Origin of the sequence: Streptomyces sp. (genome assembly GCF_019510245.1) — a bacterium.
Lineage (GTDB): Bacteria > Actinomycetota > Actinomycetes > Streptomycetales > Streptomycetaceae > Streptomyces.
This window is the reverse complement of record NZ_JAEKKT010000173.1, coordinates 23,084-42,642: the sequence shown is the minus strand read 5'-3', so window position 1 is coordinate 42,642 and position 19,559 is coordinate 23,084. Positions and strand designations below refer to the sequence as shown.

Annotated in this window: 19 protein-coding genes and 3 pseudogenes; 10 read left to right on the top strand and 12 right to left on the bottom strand. The window is 70.0% G+C overall.

Annotation, left to right across the window (positions count from 1 at the left end; all coding sequences use genetic code 11):
* The coding region (locus JF597_RS33965) for an AAA family ATPase (RefSeq protein WP_294004180.1) at positions 1–998 on the bottom strand (998 nt) is incomplete at its 3' end.
* Between the two features lie 982 nt (positions 999–1,980).
* Positions 1,981–3,483 carry a recombinase family protein gene (locus JF597_RS33960; RefSeq protein WP_294004177.1) on the bottom strand — a complete coding sequence of 501 codons (1,503 nt, stop codon included), beginning with the start codon at positions 3,481–3,483 and terminating at the stop codon, positions 1,981–1,983.
* A 52-nt stretch (positions 3,484–3,535) separates the two neighbouring features.
* On the opposite strand from JF597_RS33960, the pseudogene JF597_RS33955 reads away from it, so the two are divergent.
* Positions 3,536–3,673, top strand: a pseudogene (locus JF597_RS33955) (transposase); the annotation flags it as partial.
* Positions 3,674–3,723: 50 nt separating this feature from the next.
* Here JF597_RS33955 and JF597_RS33950 read toward each other — a convergent pair.
* The 5 genes and pseudogenes from JF597_RS33950 to JF597_RS33930 all read right to left on the bottom strand — a co-directional run.
* Positions 3,724–3,945, bottom strand: a pseudogene (locus JF597_RS33950) (DUF4232 domain-containing protein); the annotation flags it as partial.
* Positions 3,946–4,569: 624 nt separating this feature from the next.
* A complete protein-coding gene (locus tag JF597_RS33945; RefSeq protein WP_294004174.1) occupies positions 4,570–4,908 on the bottom strand; it encodes an STAS domain-containing protein in 339 nt (112 codons plus the stop codon).
* Positions 4,905–6,194 (bottom strand): SpoIIE family protein phosphatase, encoded by a 1,290-nt coding sequence (locus tag JF597_RS33940; protein WP_294004183.1) that lies wholly within the window; start codon positions 6,192–6,194, stop codon positions 4,905–4,907. Before JF597_RS33940 ends, JF597_RS33945 begins: the two co-directional genes overlap by 4 nt.
* Positions 6,194–6,997 (bottom strand): alpha/beta hydrolase, encoded by an 804-nt coding sequence (locus tag JF597_RS33935; protein WP_294004171.1) that lies wholly within the window; start codon positions 6,995–6,997, stop codon positions 6,194–6,196. The genes JF597_RS33940 and JF597_RS33935 overlap by 1 nt, the downstream gene beginning before the upstream one ends.
* Before the next feature lie 87 nt (positions 6,998–7,084).
* A complete protein-coding gene (locus JF597_RS33930; protein WP_294004168.1) occupies positions 7,085–7,255 on the bottom strand; it encodes a hydrophobic protein in 171 nt (56 codons plus the stop codon).
* 140 nt (positions 7,256–7,395) lie between these two features.
* Between JF597_RS33930 and JF597_RS33925 the strand changes: the two genes are divergently transcribed.
* Both JF597_RS33925 and JF597_RS33920 read left to right on the top strand, forming a co-directional pair.
* Entirely contained in the window at positions 7,396–7,569 is a 174-nt protein-coding gene (locus JF597_RS33925) for a CsbD family protein (protein ID WP_294004165.1), read from the top strand.
* A 181-nt stretch (positions 7,570–7,750) separates the two neighbouring features.
* Positions 7,751–8,209, top strand: coding sequence for an ATP-binding protein (locus tag JF597_RS33920; protein ID WP_294004162.1), 459 nt, complete (start codon positions 7,751–7,753; stop codon positions 8,207–8,209).
* Positions 8,210–8,227: 18 nt separating this feature from the next.
* On the opposite strand, the gene JF597_RS33915 is transcribed toward JF597_RS33920, so the two are convergent.
* Positions 8,228–9,064, bottom strand: a complete 837-nt coding sequence (locus JF597_RS33915) for an RNA polymerase sigma factor SigF (protein WP_294004159.1) — start codon at positions 9,062–9,064, stop codon at positions 8,228–8,230.
* A gap of 326 nt (positions 9,065–9,390) precedes the next feature.
* Between JF597_RS33915 and JF597_RS33910 the strand changes: the two genes are divergently transcribed.
* Positions 9,391–10,182, top strand: a complete 792-nt coding sequence (locus JF597_RS33910) for a DUF4239 domain-containing protein (protein ID WP_294004156.1) — start codon at positions 9,391–9,393, stop codon at positions 10,180–10,182.
* Positions 10,183–10,313: 131 nt separating this feature from the next.
* Positions 10,314–12,152, top strand: a complete 1,839-nt coding sequence (locus JF597_RS33905) for a glycoside hydrolase family 15 protein (RefSeq protein WP_294004153.1) — start codon at positions 10,314–10,316, stop codon at positions 12,150–12,152.
* A gap of 388 nt (positions 12,153–12,540) precedes the next feature.
* Here the strand turns inward: JF597_RS33905 and JF597_RS33900 are convergent, their stop codons facing one another.
* From JF597_RS33900 to JF597_RS55735, 3 genes and pseudogenes are all read right to left on the bottom strand, one after another.
* On the bottom strand, positions 12,541–13,380 hold the full coding sequence (locus JF597_RS33900) for an SDR family oxidoreductase (RefSeq protein ID WP_294004150.1): 840 nt from the start codon (positions 13,378–13,380) through the stop codon (positions 12,541–12,543).
* 163 nt (positions 13,381–13,543) lie between these two features.
* A pseudogene (locus tag JF597_RS33895) lies at positions 13,544–13,711 on the bottom strand (GMC oxidoreductase); the annotation flags it as partial.
* 316 nt (positions 13,712–14,027) lie between these two features.
* Complete coding sequence (locus JF597_RS55735) at positions 14,028–14,354, bottom strand: hypothetical protein (protein WP_366916485.1); 327 nt, start codon at positions 14,352–14,354, stop codon at positions 14,028–14,030.
* A 411-nt stretch (positions 14,355–14,765) separates the two neighbouring features.
* Between JF597_RS55735 and JF597_RS33885 the strand changes: the two genes are divergently transcribed.
* From JF597_RS33885 to JF597_RS33865, 5 genes are all read left to right on the top strand, one after another.
* On the top strand, positions 14,766–14,993 hold the full coding sequence (locus tag JF597_RS33885; protein ID WP_294004147.1) for a ferredoxin: 228 nt from the start codon (positions 14,766–14,768) through the stop codon (positions 14,991–14,993).
* Positions 14,990–16,384: an FAD/NAD(P)-binding oxidoreductase gene (locus JF597_RS33880; RefSeq protein ID WP_294004144.1), complete on the top strand. Its 1,395-nt coding sequence runs from the start codon at positions 14,990–14,992 to the stop codon at positions 16,382–16,384. Before JF597_RS33885 ends, JF597_RS33880 begins: the two co-directional genes overlap by 4 nt.
* Positions 16,385–16,402: 18 nt before the next feature.
* On the top strand, positions 16,403–17,623 hold the full coding sequence (locus JF597_RS33875; RefSeq protein WP_294004141.1) for a cytochrome P450: 1,221 nt from the start codon (positions 16,403–16,405) through the stop codon (positions 17,621–17,623).
* A gap of 58 nt (positions 17,624–17,681) precedes the next feature.
* On the top strand, positions 17,682–17,867 hold the full coding sequence (locus JF597_RS33870; protein WP_294004138.1) for a hypothetical protein: 186 nt from the start codon (positions 17,682–17,684) through the stop codon (positions 17,865–17,867).
* Between the two features lie 141 nt (positions 17,868–18,008).
* Positions 18,009–18,944 (top strand): hypothetical protein, encoded by a 936-nt coding sequence (locus JF597_RS33865; protein ID WP_294004135.1) that lies wholly within the window; start codon positions 18,009–18,011, stop codon positions 18,942–18,944.
* Here JF597_RS33865 and JF597_RS33860 read toward each other — a convergent pair.
* Positions 18,932–19,519, bottom strand: a complete 588-nt coding sequence (locus JF597_RS33860; RefSeq protein ID WP_294004132.1) for a hypothetical protein — start codon at positions 19,517–19,519, stop codon at positions 18,932–18,934. The two genes, JF597_RS33865 and JF597_RS33860, sit on opposite strands and share 13 nt — an antisense overlap.
* Between the last annotated feature and the right edge of the window lie 40 nt (positions 19,520–19,559).

The window sequence follows — 19,559 nt, the reverse complement described above, 5'->3', positions numbered from 1 at the left end:
GACTTTCTCAGGCGCTCCGGAGGTTCCGACTCATACCCCTTGTCTTCCGTCGCCCTTGCTGGCCACAGGTTGGCCGTGGGCGTAGCCTTTTCCTTGAAATCAATCACTAGGTCTGCGAAGTGCTGCGGAGTCTTTCCCGGTACGGCATGGGCGCGCACCCATGCCGGTCGGTCTTTCTCGACTTTAAGCTTGCTTTTTCCGATCATGCCTTTACCGATCGGATGGACAGGGGCGAGGAAGTACGACACTCCCGTGAGCGCTGACTTTTTGTGCTGTGAGCCGATGGCGCGGTTTCCGCCATGCGGCACGTGGTCGAGCACAACAACGGCCCATTGAGCGGCTGCGAAAGCCTTTGTCACTCTCGCGTGCCACGCGGCTACGTCCTCCGCTTTGTTCGCCTCCAATCCCTCAAGTGCCATTGCCTCGGTCATTCCGTCGAATATGGCGAGGCTGCCGCCCAGGGCAACGAGCCGTTGAAACTCTCTCTCGTCGGCATCCGTGAGTGGCCCGCTTGGGTTGCAGTAGTGGAAGAACTCCGCTATTTCCTCGCGGCTGATTCCCAGCGATTTGAGGCGCCGGACGATTGAGGCTGCGTCGTCCTCAAAGTCGATATAGGCAACGTGTCTGCGCGCCCGGATTTCCTGTACGGTCACGAGACAGGCAAGCCAAGACTTACCCGCTTCCGACTCGGCATGTACGCCGTTGATTTTTCCACGGTAGAAAATACCTAGGGGCATGTCGCCTGACAGGTGGCCGACGTCGGTTTGTGACTCTGTCTGCGCGTCCTCCCATGCTGCGACAACGTCAATGGGCGCCCACGTTGAACCCTTGCCGTTCCTCTCGGCAAGAATTTTCTTAGCTAGTGTCTTGGCTTCCTCCCAATCCACTTGCCGTTTCGCCTCGCGAAATATGGCCTCCCTGCGTCTGTGTTCTTCTATGAGCGCCTCTGTTTTTCCGCCAAGGCTTATGCCTTCTAGTGCGCCATAGACAGCCGACACGATGCGTTGTACGTCTTCACTGTGACTCTCTAGAGGCTGGTCATCTTGACTTAGAAGCCAATGGAGTGCGAGGCGCACATTTATTTGTGACTCGGGGAGTTCTGCGATTTCATCAGTCAACCGGTGCCCCGCTGTTTGGGCCACCTATGACCCTTGCAATGTGGCCGGTCGCCATGGCTGCCCGTACGGCGTCCGGGACGTCCGGAAGGGTGCCGGTAAGGACAGGGCAGCCGTTATCGTGAGCGACCATTACGCGGAACATCCGTGATGAGGACTGGACGATTTCGGTAACGCGCGAGTGGCAGTGTGAGCACCGGTACGACTTGGCGAAATCCTTGATGGCTTTGGGCGGCCCCATGGGCGCCGGCCGAGGTTCTCTCTTCTTCTTTTTCTTGGGCATGATGGTGCCTTCCTAGATAGATGGTTCAGTGTTTTTCGCTGCACTCTGTTGAGTTGTCAAGGTTCACGGCCTGCGGGCCGGATTGGTATTTACTGGTCAGTCGAGCGGAGGCAGCAAAGAGCGCAACCGCTCGATCTGTTCAGGGGTGAGAGGCGGGGCACTTTCGACGGCACGCCTTATGCGTTCCTCAAGCGTGAGAATCTGCAACTCACGCTTTTCTTCGCTCACATCAGCGTGAGGGTTCTGACTCTTGCGCCCAGCGATACGGGCGCGGATCTTGGCCGACTCCGGAGAGATAGGCATGGGGCCGTGTGCTGCGCGGGGCAGCCACAAAAAAGGATGCCTGACCGGCTCACGCGGCTTGCTGTGCTAAGCCGTCTGGCGTCCGCACGGCCGCGCCCCAGGAAACGGGCGCCGTGCCGCGAATCAGCCGCAGGTGTACCCGACTTGATGGGCGAGGCGCAGCATTGGGGATAACCCCGGGGAAGCACGTTCCAGAGGCTTTCCCGCCCCTGTGCGGCCCCAGGAACGCGAAAGCGCCCCCGCCCCAGGAAAAGGGACGGGGGCGCCGTTGGCGGGCCGTTACGCGGCCGTACAGCCCTTGCAGCCGGTCTTGTGCAGGTGGGCGCGGTCGACAGGGTCAACGCGCTTGCCCGGACCGACCGGCATGATCCGCACCTCGCCCAGCACCGAGGGGGAGAGCACCATGCGCGCAACGGCGCGCCGCACGGCCACGGGGGCAGCCGCCCAGCGCCGTGCCACGTCCTTACCGGGCGTGATCATGTCCGCAAGTTGTGCAGGTGCTCGCAGCTTCTGTTCCTCGGCTTGCAGGCGCGCTATGTCCTCGGTGAGGGAGTCGACCAGACGGCCCACCGCGAGCGCCTCGCCCAGCGTGGCCGTTTTGGCGCCCTCCGCCTCGCGCCGCTCGCCTTCCAGCCGTTCCCGTTCGGTGCGGATCTCCTCGGCGCGCGTCTCGTCCTCCGGGGCAGCCGTGAACGCCCCGTACACCCTGCTTTCATCGGCCAGGAACGACAGGATCACGCCCGGCTGCGCCTCGGTGCCGATCAGGTACTCATCAATGCGCGCACGGGGCACACGGACGCATCCATGGTCGCGGCACTCGTAGCAGGGGGCGCCCTTGACCTGTGCGGCGCGCATGGGGCCGCCGCACTTCCCGCACCGGATGATCCGGGTCAGTTCGTGCTGTGCGCGGCCGTCCGGGCGCCGCTTCTGAGCCTGTGTACGGGTGTTGAGCATGCGCACAACCGCCCGGTAGTCCGCCTCGGACACAAGCCCCTTCCACGTGCCGGGGCGCTCCGTGCCGTGGTGCGAGCGGATACCGGCATACGCGGGCCGAACGGCCATGCTCCGCAGGTGCTGCGGCACGAACGGCGTGCCCGACCCGTTGCGGATGCCCCGCGCCGCAAAGTCACGGGCAATGGCGCCCATGGCGTGACCGGCCTTGATCCGCCGGAACAGTTCCCGGACGACGTCCGCCTTGCTCAGCCCCGGAACGGCCTCCGTGCCGTCGGCAACCCAGTCCGTGAGCCTGCCCGTGCGAGTGTCGTACACAGGCACGTAGCCGTAGGGGGCGCGGCCGGTCGGACGGCCGTCCGCAGCCTGTGAGGCTGCCGTGCGGGACGTTCGGGTGTGCACCTTGTACGACTCGTACTCGGAGTCAACGGCGTCTTCCAGCAAGGTGCGTCGGTCACGCCCGTTGCGCGGGTCGTAGGTACGGCCGTGAGTGGTCACGTGCACGAGTTTGCCGTGTTCTTCGAGGGCGTCCAGCAGGGTGCACCACTCGCCCACCTTGCGGCTGCCTCGCGACGACTCCCAGATGATCAGGGCGTCATCGGTGAACGTGCCGGAGTCAAGATCCTTGACCAGCTTCGCAAAGTCGCCGCGCTTCTTGCGGCCGTACTTCGATGCGCTGAACCCGTCATCGACGTACGGCGCGGCACTGATCAGGATGCGGTGCGTCTCAGCGCTGCGGATGTTGTCGGCGTGCTGCTCATCGCAGCTCTGCCCCTTCTTCTTGCTGACTCGGAGGTACTCGCGGCCGGTGATCTGCTGTGTTGTCGTCATGCCTCACAGCATGGCAAAGAGGTCCCCCTTTGACTGTGCCGCCAAGCCGAGAGTGGGGGAGGTCGGCGACAGCGAGTCGAAGCCGTTCTGGACGAAGTTCCTGCGCTCGCTGCGGGCCCGTGGCGTGGAGAACGTCCAGCTGGTCATCTCCGACAGCCACAGCGGCCTGGTGGCCGCCATCCGCACCGTCCTCCTCGGCGTGGTCTCCTCGGCCCACGCCACCGGGGCCTGGGCGTCGGCGCCGGCCCTCAGGAAGGGGGCGATGTAGGCGTAGCAGGGCTTGCTGCCGGTGTTGGTGGCCTTGAGCAGCAGGTGGTTGACGGGCCGGGACACCTCGGTGACGGTCAGCTTGGTGTTCGCTGTGGTGCAGGTGACGACCGACGGGGCCTTGCCGGTGGCGGCGGAGGCGGTCTGCGCGGTGGCCTGGAGGCCGACGAGCGCGAGGGCGGCGGCGAGGACCATGGAGGAGGCGGCCGCGCGGGAGACGGAACGGGTGACGATACGCATGAGTGGGCTGCTTTCTCTGGACATCCGGAAGGACTCGGGTCGAGCGAGACGGCCGCCGAGTGCGGTCGGGTGCCGTGCTCCGACGACCCAAGGCTGTGCCGGGCCGCGTCCCGTCCGCCATTCCCTCCGGGAGTTTCGGGATGCTGGAACGCTCGCACCGGATCTGACCTGCACGGACGTGGCCTTCTTGGAATGCCGGATGGAACGACGGGCTGCGCGGGGCGGTCGACGTGAGGGGCGCGGGTCCGTCACGGACGTGGAGAGACAGTCGGTGCCCGCCGTGTCGGCGACGTGGGAACGGGGGTGTACTTCGCCGGCGGTCTCGGACGTCCGGCGGCACTGGACGGCCGCACCTGCAGGGGGCCGGCGCACCTGTGCGCCGGACGGCCCCGGGGACGAGGCGCGAGGGCTGTCCGCCTCGGGCGCTGCCCGTCGAGGACGCGAGCGTGGCGACGGCCGGCGGCACGGCCTTCGCCCGGAGACCGGACAGGCGCTGACCTGGTCCCGGGCCTGCCCGTCCCGGCCGTACCCGGCGGTGGACGCGGGGACTGTCCCGGGGTGCTCTCCTGCGGCGGTCGGTCAGGACCGGGTGGCGCCGTGGCGTTCGGGAAGCATGGTGAAGATCTGGTCGAGGCCGACGATCTTCAGGACGCGCAGGGTGCGGGGCGGGACGGCGGCGAGCGCGATGTCGGCCCCGGCGGCATGGGCGTGGTTGCGTGCGGCGATCAGGGCGGTGATCCCGCTGGAGTCGCAGAACTCCAGGCCGGCCAGGTCCAGGACGAGGCGCCGGCCGGACGGGAGGGTGAGGGCGGCGACCCGGTCGCGCAGCTGGGCGGCGGAGTCGTGGTCGAGTTCGCCGACGACCTCCAGGACGGGGCCGGTCGCGGCGTCATGGGTGATGACCTTCAGTCGGCTCATTTCGTGTTCTTCGTCGTAGGAGGCCCGGCGGCGGGCACGCCGAGGGCCAGCAGGGCGGTGTCGTCGTCGAGTCCGTCGCCGAAGCCGTCCAGCAAGGCGGTCAGGGCCTGGACGACCGCATGCGGGGGCTCGCCTGCGTGGTCGGCGGCGAAGGCACGCAGCGCCTCGTCGCCGTAGAGGCTGGTGCGGTCGGCACCGGTGCGGGCCTCGGTGACGCCGTCGCTGTACAGCAGGAGGGTGTCGCCGGGACCGAGGGTGGTGGTGGCGGTGGCGAAGTGGGCGGAGGGCAGGATGCCGACGAGCAGGCCGCCGGGGGTGGGCAGGAAGGCGGCCGTGCCGTCCGCGCGCAGCAGGAGGGCGGACGGGTGGCCGCCCGAGGCGAGTGCGACGGTGGCCTGTGCGGTCGTGGGATCGGGCTCGACGATCCCGAATATGGCGGTGCAGTACCGCGGGTCGCCGCCCGTGTAGCGCTCGTGGAGCACCTTGTTGAGGGTGGACAGGGCGGAGACGGGGTCGGGGTCGTGCAGGGCGGCGGCGCGCAGGGTGTAGCGGGTCAGCGAGGTGACGGCGGCGGCCTGCGGCCCCTTGCCGCAGACGTCGCCGAGGAAGAAGGCGAAGCGTTTGCCGTCGACGGGGAAGAGGTCGTAGAAGTCGCCGCCGAGCCGGTCCGGGGAAGCGGTGCGGTAGTGGGCGGCCGCCGCCATGCCGGGCACCGGCGGCAGGGAGTCGGGCAGCAGCGACTGCTGGAGGACGGCGAGGGCGTCCTGGAGCCGGGCACGGTCGGCCTCGGCCCGTTGGCGTGCCTCCTCCGCCGCCCGGCGGGCGCGCAGGAGTTCCTCCTCGTAGGCACGGCGGTCCCGGGCGTCGAAGACGGTGGTGCGGATCAGCAGTGGTTCGCCGTCCCTGCCGCGTTTGACCGCGGACGAGACCAGCACCGGCATCCGCGCGCCGTCGGCCTGCCTGATCTCCAGGGCGATGCCGCCGATCTCGCCCTGCATCCGCAGCAGCGGCGCGAAGTGCGTCTCGTGGTACAGCTTGCCGCCCACGGTCAGGAGGTCGGTGAACCGCATCCGGCCCACCACCGAGTGCCGGTCCAGGCCGAGCCAGCCGAGCAGCGTGGAGTTGATCTTGGCGATGGTGCCGTCCATCAGCGTGGACAGGTACCCGCACGGCGCGCTCTCGTAGAGTTCCTCGGCGCTGTCCTCCAGGAGCGCGGCGAACGCCGCGTTCGCCGTGTCCTGGTCGTCCGCGTCCTGCGGGTCGGGCTGCTGCCCGGTCCGGCACATCATCGCAGGCTCGCCAGGAAAGCGGTGATCGCCTCGTTGGTGGCCTCCGGCGCGGACAGGTGCGGGCAGTGTCCGGTCGCGTCGAGGGTGACCAGCGTCGAACCGGGAATCGCCTCGTGGACGAAGGCGCCGACCTCGCGCGGAGCGATGACGTCCCGGGTGCACTCCAGTACCAGCGTCGGCACGCTCACGGTCTTGAGATCGTCCCTCGAGTCCGACAGGAAGGTGGCGCGGGCGAAGACACGTGCCATGTCCGGGTCGGTGGCGCAGAAGCTGTTCGTCAGCTCCGCCGCCAGCCCGGGCCGCTCCGGGTTCCCCATGATCACCGGCGCCATCGAGGCCGACCATCCCAGATAGTTCGACTCCAGGGACTCCAGCAGCTCGTCGATGTCCGCGGCGCTGAACCCGCCCCGGTAGCCGTCGTCGTCGATGTACCGCGGGGAGGGGGCGACCATCACCAGCGCCCCGATGCGGTCCGGAGCCAGGGCGGCGGCCAGGACCCCGATCATCGCGCTGACCGAGTGCCCCACGAACACCGCGTCGCGCAGGTCGAGCGCCGCGCAGACCTCGGCCACGTCCCGGGCATAGCCGTCCAGGGAGGCATAACGGTCCGCCGAGAACGCGGACGGGTCCGAACGGCCCGAACCCACGTAGTCGAACAGCACCACCCGGTACTCCTCGACCAGGGCCGGCACCGTCAGCCGCCACATGTTCTGATCGCAGCCGAACCCGTGGGCCAGCACCACCGTCGGCCCCTGCGGGTTGCCGACGACAGTGACGTTGTTCCTGCGACCGATATCCATATCCTCACCTTTTCAGACACCACAGCACACCCGCAGGGACCGGCCGTCGTGACGGCCGGTCCCTGCGGCGGGTTCGCGTGAATCAGATCACCATCGATACCAGCGGCTCCGGCCGCCGCCCGCACTGGTGGAGCGCATCGCGAACCCGAGCAGCCACAGCACCAGCACGGCGAGGGCCACCCACCACAGAACCTTGACGGCGAACCCGACACCGAAAAGGATCACGGCAAGAAGCAGGACAAGAAGCAAAGGAACCATGATTATCGACCTCCTGCCGCTCCGTGTGCCCCGCAATCGGATTGCCATTCCGCGTGACTGCCTTGTTTATGAAGGGGAGGCATGGGCACTGGCGGAGTTGTCACGACAGCGGCACCACCAGCCATGAGGAGGCATGTTCCATGACTGCCGGCGAGAAGGCCAAGGCGAAGACCGAGCAGGCCGCGGGAAAGGCCAAGGAAGCCCTGGGAAACGCCCTCGGGAACGAGCGCATGGCCGCCACGGGGCAGGCGGAAAAGAGCAAGGGTGACGCTCGAGAGGCCAAGGAGAAGGCCAAGGACGCTTTCAAGCACTGACGTGCTTACCGCTCAGGTGAAGGGCCTTCCCGAGAACGACCCGGGAAGGCCCTTTCCGCTTGTGCGGGCAGTGCACCGCTCTGCCGGAACGCCTCATGAAATGGGAGACGGCGGGTACGCGAATTCGTGCGACGGCGAGAGCCCGTGACGAAACGACAAGGACGCCTACGGAGGGAGTTCCATGGTCACCCCGCTGAAGAACCGGGCGTCGGACGGACACGAACCCGGGGCGCCCCTGCGGTACAGCGCCACCTGGGCCAGCCCGGACACGCCGGTCTCCGACGCCCGGGTCGCCGTACGCGAGCTGCTGGCCCGGGCCGGACACCACCCGCACCACCGGCCGAGCCAGGACGCCCAGCTCGTCGTCAGCGAACTGGTCACCAACGCGGTCCGCCACGCACCCGGCCCGGTCGGCCTGGTCCTGGAGGTGTCACCCGACGCCGGCCTGCTGCGCATCACCGTGAGCGACACCTCCCCCCGTACGCCCGAACCGCGCCCCCGCGACCCCCACCGCGTCGGCGGACACGGCCTGAACCTGGTGGCCCGGCTGTGCGGCAGGCTGTACACCGTCACACAGGACACCGGCAAGCACGTCGTGGCCCACCTGCACCTGCGCAGGCCGGCCTCGCCCGAGCCGTAGGGCTGCCCCGGGGGGGGCTCAGGTCAGCATGCCTTCGCGCAGGCGGGCGAGGGTCCGGGACAGGAGCCGGGAGACGTGCATCTGGGAGACGCCCAGGCGCTCGCCGATCTGGGCCTGGGTGAGTTCCTCCACGAACCGCAGGTGGATGATCTGCCGGTCGCGCTCGGGGAGCCCGGCGACCAGCGGGGCCAGGGTGTGGAAGTCCTCGACCAGTTCCAGCGCGGTGTCCTCGGCGCCGATGAAGTCCTGAAGGGCGCTCTCGCCGTCCTCGCTGCCGCTGATCGTGGCGTCCAGGGAGGAGGAGTTGTAGCCGTTGGCGGCCAGGCGCGCCTCGCGCACCTCGTCCTCGGGCAGGCTCATCAGCTCGGAGAGCTCCCTGACCGTGGGCGTACGCCCGAGCCGGCTGCGGAGTTCCTCGGTGGCGCGGGCGAGCTGGACGCGGGCCTCCTGGAGGCGGCGCGGGACGTGCACGGCCCAGGTGGTGTCACGGAAGAACCGCTTGATCTCGCCGACGATGTACGGCACGGCGAAGGAGGTGAACTCGACCTCGCGGGTGAGCTCGAAGCGGTCGATCGCCTTGATCAGACCGATCATGCCGACCTGGACGATGTCCTCCATCTCCTCCGGCTCGCGGCTGCGGAACCGGCCGGCCGCGAACCGGACCAGCGACATGTTCATCTCTATCAGCGTGTTGCGCGCGTACTGGTGCTCGGGCGTCCCTTCCTCCAGGACCGCCAGCTGCTCGAAGAACAGCTTCGACAACTCCCGCGCGTCCTTCGGCGCGACCTTGGAAGGGTCCTCGATCTCCGGAACGTGCACTGTCCGCCCGACGGTCCCCACGGTCGTCGTCCGCATGATGCGCCCTCCCAGTCGATCGCTCTTCGTCCGAGCCGGTCCGTGGCCGGCACACACACGCCTGCCCCCGCCGCCCACCGGCATGCACGCGTCTACCCCGGTCGGCGGCCGGCATTCCTGGCCGGCCGGGCCGAAACGCCGGTCACCGCCCCGCGGCGCTCAGCCGCCCGGTGTCCGGCCCGCCCGCACCCGTCGTCGCCGCGGCACCGGTCACATCATGGGCTCGCGGCCCGCTCACCCGGTGGTGTGAACTTCTCCCCGTGCGCCCTCAGGTGCTTGCGGAGCCGGGGTTTCGGGGTGTTTTGTCCGGCCTAGACTCCGGGCCCATGTCGCTCTGGCTGCTCAACCACTTCAGTACCTTCACGCTGGCCGTCGTCACCGTCGGCGGCACCGTCGCCCTGGCCGTCGCCGGCAGCGTGCTGCTGCGGCGCAGGTACCCGTCGGTGGCCGGCGGGGAGCACAACGACATGGTCGGTGTGACGCTGGGGATGTTCGGCGCCATCTACGGGATCATCCTCGCGTTCGTGATCGTCACGCTGTGGACGCAGCTTGAGGACACCCAGACCATCGTCGCCGCCGAGGCCACCGACGCGGCGCTCATCACCCGTGACGCCGCCGCGTTCCCGGCGGCGGTGCGGGCCCGGCTCGACTCCGCCATGAGCGGCTACGTCCACGCGGTCGTCGAGGACCAGTGGCCGCGGATGCGCGCGGGCCACCCCAGCTACGGGGCCACGGAGACCCATCTCCGGTCCGCCTTCCAGGTGTTGCAGACCTACGACCCGAAGTCCGAGCGGGAGCAGGTCTTCTACGAGCAGACCGTCGGCCATCTCGACGACGTCGCCTCCCAGCGGCGCGCCCGCATCACCATGGCCCGCCAGGAACTTCCGCCGCTGCTCCAGGCCCTGGCCGTCGGGGGCGCACTGGTCCTGGTCCCGCTCACCTTCCTGTTCGGCATGCGCAAACTCAGGGTCCAGATCCTGTTCGTCGCCTCGGTCGCCGGGCTCGTCGGCTTCAGCCTGCTCCTGGTCTTCGTCCTGGACCGCCCCTTCTCCGGTGACCTCAGCGTCAGCCCGGCGCCGTACCGGGAAGGAGCCCTCGCCCGGTACTGGACCAGGTGAGCGGGTGCGCCCCCCGCTGTCCGACCGCCACGGTGGGCCCCGGCCCGCCCGACGAGCCGCAGCCGGGGCCCCGGCATACGCTGATCGAGGGGGTGCATTCGGGTGAACCGCACGCCGGAAGGGGCGCCCCGATGGACGACTACCCGCTGATCGAGAACCACGGGCTGGTCGGCGACCTCCAGACCGCGGCGCTGGTGACCACCGAGGGGGCGATCGACTGGTTCTGCTCCCCGCGGTTCGACTCGCCCAGCGTGTTCGGGGCGCTCCTGGACAAGGAGAACGGCGGGCACTGCACGGTCCGGCCGGCCCACCCGACCCATTCGACCAAGCAGTTGTACCTGCCCGACACGGCGATCCTGGTGACCCGGTTCATGACCGAGGCGGGCGCCGGCGAGGTCGTCGACTTCATGCCGGTGACCGGTACGGCGACCACGGACCGGCACCGGCTGGTCCGACTGGTCCGCTGCGTGCGCGGCACCATGACCTTCGACGTGGAGGTCGCCCCGCGGTTCGACTACGGGCTCATGAAACACGAGGTGCACATCACCCCGCACGGAGCCGTCTTCGTCGCGGAGGACGGCACGGAACTCACCGTGCATCCCGTCCGGGAGCCGGAGGACGAGCGGCTCACGGAGATCATGACGCACCGGGACGCGGACGTGCAGGTCTCGCTGACCCTGGCGGCGGGCGAGCAGCGCGGGCTGATCCTGGAGATGGGCGCCGACGGACCGCCCAGGGAGGTCCGCCGCGCCGAACACGAACAGCTCTTCGAGGAGACGGCGGTCTTCTGGCGCACCTGGCTGGCCCAGTCCCGCTACACCGGACGCTGGCGGGAGGTGGTGGAGCGGTCCGCGATCACGCTGAAGCTCATGACCTTCGCCCCGAGCGGCGCCGTGGTGGCCGCGCCCACGGCGGCGCTCCCGGAGCAGCTGGGCGGTGAGCGCAACTGGGACTACCGCTTCACCTGGATCCGGGACGCCTCCTTCTCCGTGTACGCCCTGCTGGGACTCGGTTTCACGGAGGAGGCCAGGGCCTTCATCGTCTGGCTGGGCAACCGGGTCAAGGAGCGGGCGGGCAGGCACGGGGACACGGGCCCGCTGAACATCATGTACAAGGTCGACGGCTCCTCCGACCTGACCGAGCAGATCCTCGACCACTGGGAGGGCTACGAGGGTTCCGCCCCGGTGCGCATCGGCAACGGCGCCGCCACCCAGCTCCAGCTGGACATCTACGGCGAGGCGCTGGACAGCATCTACTTCGCGCACCGGCACGGCTTCACCCTCGGGCACGGGGGCTGGACCTCGCTGCGGACGGACCTGGAGTGGCTGGCCGACCACTGGGACCAGGCGGAGGAGGGGATCTGGGAGACCCGCGGCGGGCGCCAGGACTTCACCTACGGCCGGGTGATGTCGTGGGTGGCGTTCGACAGGGCGCTGCGCCTCGCCCAGGCCACGGGATGGCCGTCCGCGCCCGGCCGCTGGCAGGCCGAACGGGACGCCGCCTACGAGCAGGTCATGGCCAAGGGCTGGAGCGAGAAGCGGCAGGCCTTCGTCCAGCACTACGGCACCGAGGTCCTGGACTCCTCTTTGCTGCGCATGGCGACGGTCGGGTTCGTCACCCCCGGGGACCCGATGTGGACGGCCACCCTGGACGCCATGGAGCAGGAGCTGGTCAGCGACAGCCTGGTCTACCGCTACAACCCCGATGCCTCACCCGACGGCCTGCGCGGCTCGGAGGGCACCTTCTCGCTGTGCACGTTCATGTACGTCGACGCGTTGGCTCGCGCCGGCCGGACCGACCGGGCTCGGCTGGTGTTCGAGAAGATGATGGGGTACGCCAACCATCTGGGCCTGTACTCGGAGGAGATCGACCCGACGGGCCGCCAACTCGGCAATTTCCCCCAGGCGTTCACCCACCTCGCGCTCATCGACTCGGCGATCACCCTGAACGAGGCACTGGACGCGCGCTGAGCAAGCCGAGGGAACTGGCGGACGGTTCGGCAACGCGCCCCTGACGGGGCGCTGTCGGACCGCAGGTCGGTGTCGGCGAGGCCCTCCAACTCGCCGTGGATGTCCAGCCAGTAGAGGAAAGCGACCGCGGGGACGACCAGGACGACGGCGACCGGGGTGACGAGTCCCAGCCAGCGCGGGGTGGTGGGGGCGCCCGCGCCCTCGGTGACGGTCAGCGAGGTCAAGACGAGGCAGGGGCGCTGCGCCAGGCCCAGGCGCGGGGCCTTCATAGGGGCTGCTGCCGATGCTGAGGGATGCGAACAACTGACGTAATGGCCACTGATCGTAGTGACCGCCGGACGAATGGCGATCGTGAGGGAGTCGGCGAGACCAGGGCCGTGCGCTCGGGTCAGCCTCCGGTGGCGAAGCCCGGGAAGAGGGTCATCCCGCCGTCGACGTAGAGGGTGGCGCCGACGACGTAGTCCATGAGGTCGGAGGCGAGGGCGACGGCCGCGTAGCCGATGTCCTCGGGGTCGCCGACCCTGTCGTAGGGGATCAGCTTCAGCAGGTCCTGCTCGGCCTGCGGGGTGTCCCAGGCGCCGCGGTTGATGGGGGTCCTGATGGCGCCGGGGGCGATCGCGTTGACGCGGACCTTCTTCGGGGCGAGTTCCTGGGCCAGCGTCTCCATCATCATCTGCACGCCGCCCTTGGAGGAGGCGTAGTTGACGTGCCCGGCCCACGGGATGATCTGGTGCACCGAGCTCATGCAGATGATCTTCCCGGCCGCCCGCGACACCTCGGGCACGACGCCGCGGCGCAGGAACTCCCTGGTCGCCTCGCGGGCGCAGAGGAACTGCCCGGTGAGGTTGACGTCCAGGACCTTCTGCCACTGGGCGAGGGTCATCTCGGTGAACGGGGCGTCCCGCTGGAGCCCCGCGTTGGCGACCAGGATGTCGATCGTGCCGAACTCCCGGACCATCCGGTCCGTCATGGCGACGACCTGCTGCTCGTCGGAGACGTCCGCCTCGTAGGCGGCCGCCCGGACCCCGAGGCCGGTGATCTCCTCGACCACCTTCTCGGCCTCGTCGGCACCGGCCACGTAGTTGACCACGACATCGGCGCCAGCCCGGCCCAGAGCGATGGCCGTCGCCTTCCCGATGCCGGAGTTCGCGCCGGTCACGAGTGCCTTCTGGCCCTTCAGCAGGTGCGCGGGGATCACGCTTCGGGTCGCCCCCTCGGTGGAACTCACGATGTTCTGCTCCTCCTCTGCGTTCCCGCCTCCGCCGGGCCCGTCGCCCACGGATCAGGCTCAGGGAAACACCGGGAAGGGACGGCGGCACGCGGCGGCGGACCGCGTTGCGCTGCCCGGCGGAGGATCTTCGCCCGGTCGGGGGCCGGGTGCCCGTGCGGGCTCAGCCCAGTCGCTCCAGCAGGTGGTCGCCGACCCGCAGGGCGTTCGCGATGGCCGTCAGGGACGGGTTCACCGCACCGATGCTCGGGAAGAAGCCGGTGTCGACGACGTCGAGGTTGTCCAGGTCGTGGGCCTTGCAGTGGACGTGCAGGGCCGAGGACGCCGGGTCGGTGCCGGCGCCGCAGGCGGTGTCCCACCCGTACGAACAGCAGGTCACCCGGTCCGACCGCGGTCCGCTGGGCGGCCCCGGCGGCGACGAGGTCCTCGGCGGTCACCCGGTCCCCGGGCTCCAGCCACCGCACCCCGCGCAGGCGCGGGATGTCGAGGAGGACACCCCGGCCGGCGATCGTCCCGGACCAGGTCGAGGGAGAGCGCCCCGGCTCCCTCGGGCGTCAGGGTGCTCGCCGGCACGCCGCCGTACAGCTCGCCGTCGAACAGCACGTGGCAGAGCGCGTCGAGGTGGCTGCCGACGTCGTTGTGCACGTTCATGGCGAACCGGTCGCGGGCGAACACGAACCCGGGTGCGCCGGTCTCGCCGGGCGCGGGAGCGTCATCCGGTGGGTCGCGGGCTCCGGGCTGTCCGGGCCGCGCCGCGTCTCGACGGTCGCGGCCGGCGAGACGGTGCGCCCGCACCGGACCTCGGCGGCGGCCGCCGCGACCCGCTCCGGCGTCAGCCGGTCCAGCGCGCCCCGCTGTTGCGGCCCACCGTCCCGGGCCAGGTCCCGCAGCCTGCGGTACAGATCGCGGAAGGCCGCTTCGGAGAGGCCCGGCGGGGGCGCGGGCGCGGCGGGCACGGGCTGGTCCGAGGCCATCGGGACACCTCCTGCTCCGATCCCGCTCCGGGTCTTGGTGCGGCTCTCGTTCCGGCTCTTGTCACGGGCCTTGTTCCGGCCCTCGTGCCGGTCGGCGCTCCTGCTGACACCGAACCACCCGGGCGGCCGGACCACTTGCTGGACGCGGGCGGCGGACGCACCCGGTCCGGCCGCGTCCGGGCCCCGGACGCCTGCTTCCCGGCGTGCGGGCGATGTGGGCGCGGCATACGCTGATCGGGTGAAGTCGCAGGATCTCCCGGCGGTCTCACCGCCGTCGTCCGGTCTGTGCGACGCCTGATCTCTGCCCGCGTGCTTTCCCGCGATCACCAAAATCCTCTGCGGAGACCCGACGAGCGCGGAGCGCCGCCTCCCGGTACGGCTCCGCAGCCTGCAGCCCCTGTGGAGGCCGGGATGCGAGTCGTCGTTGATCTCTCCCGATGTCAAGGCTATGCGCAGTGCGCGTTCCTGGCTCCGGACGCGTTCCGGATGCACGGGGAGGAAGCGCTGATGTACGACCCGGAGCCCGACGACGCCCTGCGCGACCGGGTGCTGCGGGCTGCGGCGGCCTGCCCGGTCCAGGCGATTCTCGTCGACCGGCTGGAGGGCCGGCAGGCACCGGTGGAGGCGGCGAGGTCATGACCAGTGCCGACAACCTGCGCGCGTTCAAGCGCGACGGCCGCATCGTGGTCGTCGGCGCGTCCCTGGCGGGACTGCGGGCCGCGGAGACCCTGCGCGACGAGGGCTTCACCGGATCGCTGACGATGATCGGCGACGAGCTGGGCGAGCCCTACGACCGTCCCCCCTTGTCCAAGCAGGTGCTGACGGGGTGGGTGCCCGCCGACGGCACCAGGCTGCCGCGACGGCGTGACATCGACGCGGAGTGGCTGCTGGGGGTGCCGGCGAGCGGGCTGGACCTGGCCACCAACCAGGTGCGGCTGGCCGACGGACGCGAGGTCCCCTTCGACCGGGTACTGATCTCCACCGGGGTGCGGGCCCGGCCCTGGTTCGTCGAGTCCGAGGCGGCGCTGGACGGGGTGTTCGTCGTCCGGACCCGCGAGCACGCCGAAGGCCTGCAGCGGGCGCTCGCCGCCGGGCCCTCCCGAGTGCTCGTCATCGGGGCGGGGTTCACCGGCTCCGAGATCGCGTCCATCTGCCGGGAGCGGGACATCCCGGTGACCGTCGCCGAACTCGCGCCGTACCCGCTGGTCGGGGCGCTCGGCGCGATGATCGGCGAGGTGGCGGCGGAGATGCAGCGCGCCCACGGCGTCGACCTGCGGTGCGGGGTCAAGGTCACCCGGTTGGAGGGCGACGCCCAGGGACGGCTGCGCCGTGCCCACTTCGACGACGGCAGCACCGTCGACACCGACGTGGCGGTGGTCGCGCTCGGCGGCATCCGCAACACCGAGTGGCTGCGGGGCTCCGGACTGGCCGCGGGGGTATGGGGCGTCGCCTGCGACACGGGCTGCCGCGCCATGGACCTCAACGGGCTGATCACCGACGACGTCTTCGTCGCCGGGGACGTGGCGCGCTGCCCCAACCCGGTCTACGAGTACCGGCTCATCTCGCTGGAGCACTGGGCCAACGCCGTGGAGCAGGCCGAGGTCGCGGCCCACAACATGGTCAACGGCCAGGCGGAGCGCTGGCCGCACCTGTCCATCCCGCGGTTCTGGTCGATCCAGTTCGGCGTCAACATCAAGTCCGTCGGCGTGCCCACCTTCGCCGACGAGGTCGTCGTCACCCAGGGATCGGTGTCCGACCACCGCTTCGTCGCCGCGTACGGCTACCAGGGCCGGGTCACCGCGGCGGTGACCTTCAACAACGCGAAGTGGCTGGACCACTACCGGCGTCTCATCGAGACGGCCGCGCCCTTCCCGCCGCCCTGCCCCACGCCGGACCAGCCCGTCGACACCAAACCGGTGCCCGTCGACTTCCCCGGCCCCACCCTGCTCGCCCAGGGCGCCACCGTGGTCGTCACCGGCCACGACCCGAGCGAACGACGCGTCACGGCCGCGCACCAGCACCACCGGTAGCGGGGAAAGGACAGCGAGATGACCACCACCGAGGCGCCCGACACGCTGCGCCGAATCCTCGACTACGGCTCCCGGGCCGACCCGTACCCGCTCTACGCCGAGCTGCGCAGGACGCCGGTGGCCCGGCAGGAGGACGGCAGCTACGTCATCAGCACGTATCGCGAGCTGGAGGACATCCTGCACAACCCGCACCTCAGCTCCGACGTCCGCAACCTGGCGCACGGGATGCCCTCGGCCGAGGGCGCGGCCACACCGGCCTTCATCAACATGGACCCGCCCGAGCACGACCGCCTGCGCCGGATGACGATGCGCCACTTCGGTCCGCCGCACACGCCGGGGCTGGTGACCGGCCTGGAACCGGCCCTGGCCGACACCGTCGGCGGTCTGCTCGACCAGTGCGCGGGCAAGGAGCGCATCGACATCGTCGACGACGTCGCCTACCCGTTCCCCGTCACGGTGATCTGCCACCTGCTCGGCGTGCCGCGCGAGGACGAACCGCGGTTCCGGGTCTGGGTCAACGACCTCATCAACTCGATCGACTACGACCCGAAGACCGACCCGAAGGAGAAGCTGGAGGACGGCGTGCGGGCCCGCCAGGACCTGCGCGAGTACCTCGGCGGTCTGGTGGAACAGCGCCACGGCCACCCGAGCGACGACCTGCTGTCCCGGCTGGCCAACGACGACGGGCCGGACGGGCGGATGACCGACGAGGAGATCATCAGCACCGCCAACCTGCTGCTGATCGCCGGTCACGAGACCACCGTCAACCTCATCACCAACGGCATGCTGACCCTGCTGCGCCACCCCCAGGTGCTGCAACGGCTGCGCGGCGACCCGGACCTGATCGTGCCGCTGGTCGAGGAACTCCTGCGCTACGAGCCACCCGTGCACATCATTCCCTGGCGGGCGGCGTACAGCGAGGTGACCGTCGGCGACACCGTCATCCCCAAGGGCTCGCAGATCATGCTGCTGCTGGCCTCGGGCAGCCGCGACCCGAACCGCTTCCACGATCCGGACCGCTTCGACCCCGACCGGCAGGACAACCAGCACCTCGGCTTCGGCAGCGGCATCCACCTCTGCTTCGGCGGCCCGCTGGCCCGCCGCGAGGCCCAGATCGCACTCACCGAGCTGGTACACCGCCTCGACGCCCCCACCCTGGTCACCGACCCGCCCCCGTACCGGCGCAGCCCCGTCCTGCGCGGGCCGATCCATCTGGAGGTCGAACAGAACGGCGGTTAGCACGAACGCCCCCCGGGGCCACCGGCGCCGGGGCGGTTCGCTCAACTCGAAGGGCGTCGTGAGCTACACGTACACCTTCGACACGGAGCCGGAGGGCACGGTCGCCGCCGGAGCCGACTGCACCGCGAGCATCGACTGGGCTCCGCACTCGGCCGGCTCCTACGACCTCCAGATCCACGCGACGACCCGCTCCGGCATCGAGCTGGCCACGTACACCTACTCCTTCTCCTTCACCGTGCACTGAGTCCGCGCACCGACCGCTCATCGACCGTGCGCCGTCGGCACGGCCTATTGCACAGCTGTGACGGCGGGCGCACAGCTCCGTCACCCCCGGGCGGAAGACTTCTCTCATCGCAGTGTCGTTCACATGCCTGGGGGAACCTCGATGTCCGCTCGTAACCGTCGGAGCACCGCCGCCGTCACCACCGCGAGTGCCGCGGCGCTGCTCACCCTGTGCGCCGCGGCCGCGACCGCGACGGCCGCTCCGTCCTCCGGCAGCGCCGCCGCGGCCGCCGTGCCCCGGGGGCTCACCATCAGCAACGGCACGCGGCACGTCGTGGCCGGCGGGAAGTCGATCGACTTCGGCACCGTCGTGCGCGACCTGGCCTGGAACCCCAGCGGCAGCAAGGCCGCCTTCGTCGACGGGCACGGAAACCTCGTCGTCTCCGACCCCGACGGCAGCCACCGCGTCACCGTCGCCGTCAACCCGGGCGGGCAGACCTGGTCCCACCCCACCTGGCAGGTGACCGCCACCGACCGGGCGAACCACATCCCCGCGAAGAACAACCTCATCTTCTCGGCCAAGATCCACGGCCACACCGTCCTGGAGGGCGTCAAGGCCACCAGCAACCACGGCAAGCCGGCGAAGATCAGCCTCAACGGCGACCCGGGCGACGGCGCCGTCCCCCAGACCGACAACACCTGGCCCAACGTCGGCGGCGACTACGGCTCGGCCGTCTACGAGAACACCCACACCGGCGAGGTCTACATCCGCGACGACTACCTGCGGCAGCAGGGCGGCGCGCTGACCAAGGGTTCCGAACCCGCCCTGTCTCCCGACGACGAGGAGGTCGTCTTCGTCCGCTCCGTCCACGGGCACGACCACCTCTTCGTCGAGGACTTCGGCGGCTCCACCAACGTCGTCAAGGACGTCACCCCGAACGCCACCACCGACTACACCGAGCCCACCTGGTCGCCGAACGGCAAGACCATCGCCTTCCGCGCCCCGACCGGGACGTACACCATCACGAAGACCGCCCACGGCTTCGGCAAGCCCGTCAAGGTCTCCACGCACACCGGACTGCCCGCCTACCGCGGCTGACCGCCGCCCGACCGGCCGCCGGAGCGGGCGAGTTCGGCCTCCAGCTCCGCCAGGTGCTGGTCGGCCGTGTCGTGCGGCAGGTACTCGACGACGTCGAGGAAGCGGAACAGGACCTTGGTGCTGGTGACGGCGTACTCGTAGTCGCCGTACCCGACCACGGCACCCATCTCCCCGCGGATGGCGCCCCGGACGACATGCGCGGTCATGTCGTCCGGGTCCTGTGCCGTCAGCCCCCGCCGCGCGTTGGGGCGCGCCAGGTACGGGCAGACCATCGAGGCGTAGAGCATGCACGCGCGGTGCCCCGGACCCTCCAGGGTGGCGGCCATGTTCCGGTACGGACGGCCGGCGGCGAGCGCCTCGCGGATCGCGGCGCTCTCCGCGGCCCCGACCACCCGCCACACCGGGCCCCTGGGCATCAGCGTGTTGCAGACCGAGCACAGCCGCTGTCGCGCGCACTCGGCGCTGCGCCCGTAGTCGGTGAGCGCGAACTGCGGCTCGTCGCCCTCCCACGGCGTGATGGCGGGTACCGGATAGCCACGGCTGTCCCGAGGCCTGGCCTCGACGGTCGCCGGCATGGGAACGGAGTCGAATCGCACACCCCATGGTGAACCAGAC

What these genes read in the sequence shown, in the direction of transcription:
- JF597_RS33960 (WP_294004177.1), bottom strand. Translation starts at nt 3,483, where the DNA reads ATGACGACAACACAGCAGATCACCGGCCGCGAGTACCTCCGAGTCAGC.
- JF597_RS33945 (WP_294004174.1), bottom strand. Translation starts at nt 4,908, where the DNA reads ATGAGCCGACTGAAGGTCATCACCCATGACGCCGCGACCGGCCCCGTC.
- JF597_RS33940 (WP_294004183.1), bottom strand. Translation starts at nt 6,194, where the DNA reads ATGTGCCGGACCGGGCAGCAGCCCGACCCGCAGGACGCGGACGACCAG.
- JF597_RS33935 (WP_294004171.1), bottom strand. Translation starts at nt 6,997, where the DNA reads ATGGATATCGGTCGCAGGAACAACGTCACTGTCGTCGGCAACCCGCAG.
- JF597_RS33930 (WP_294004168.1), bottom strand. Translation starts at nt 7,255, where the DNA reads ATGGTTCCTTTGCTTCTTGTCCTGCTTCTTGCCGTGATCCTTTTCGGT.
- JF597_RS33925 (WP_294004165.1), top strand. Translation starts at nt 7,396, where the DNA reads ATGACTGCCGGCGAGAAGGCCAAGGCGAAGACCGAGCAGGCCGCGGGA.
- JF597_RS33920 (WP_294004162.1), top strand. Translation starts at nt 7,751, where the DNA reads ATGGTCACCCCGCTGAAGAACCGGGCGTCGGACGGACACGAACCCGGG.
- JF597_RS33915 (WP_294004159.1), bottom strand. Translation starts at nt 9,064, where the DNA reads ATGCGGACGACGACCGTGGGGACCGTCGGGCGGACAGTGCACGTTCCG.
- JF597_RS33910 (WP_294004156.1), top strand. Translation starts at nt 9,391, where the DNA reads ATGTCGCTCTGGCTGCTCAACCACTTCAGTACCTTCACGCTGGCCGTC.
- JF597_RS33905 (WP_294004153.1), top strand. Translation starts at nt 10,314, where the DNA reads ATGGACGACTACCCGCTGATCGAGAACCACGGGCTGGTCGGCGACCTC.
- JF597_RS55735 (WP_366916485.1), bottom strand. Translation starts at nt 14,354, where the DNA reads ATGGCCTCGGACCAGCCCGTGCCCGCCGCGCCCGCGCCCCCGCCGGGC.
- JF597_RS33885 (WP_294004147.1), top strand. Translation starts at nt 14,766, where the DNA reads ATGCGAGTCGTCGTTGATCTCTCCCGATGTCAAGGCTATGCGCAGTGC.
- JF597_RS33880 (WP_294004144.1), top strand. Translation starts at nt 14,990, where the DNA reads ATGACCAGTGCCGACAACCTGCGCGCGTTCAAGCGCGACGGCCGCATC.
- JF597_RS33875 (WP_294004141.1), top strand. Translation starts at nt 16,403, where the DNA reads ATGACCACCACCGAGGCGCCCGACACGCTGCGCCGAATCCTCGACTAC.
- JF597_RS33865 (WP_294004135.1), top strand. Translation starts at nt 18,009, where the DNA reads ATGTCCGCTCGTAACCGTCGGAGCACCGCCGCCGTCACCACCGCGAGT.
- JF597_RS33860 (WP_294004132.1), bottom strand. Translation starts at nt 19,519, where the DNA reads ATGCCGGCGACCGTCGAGGCCAGGCCTCGGGACAGCCGTGGCTATCCG.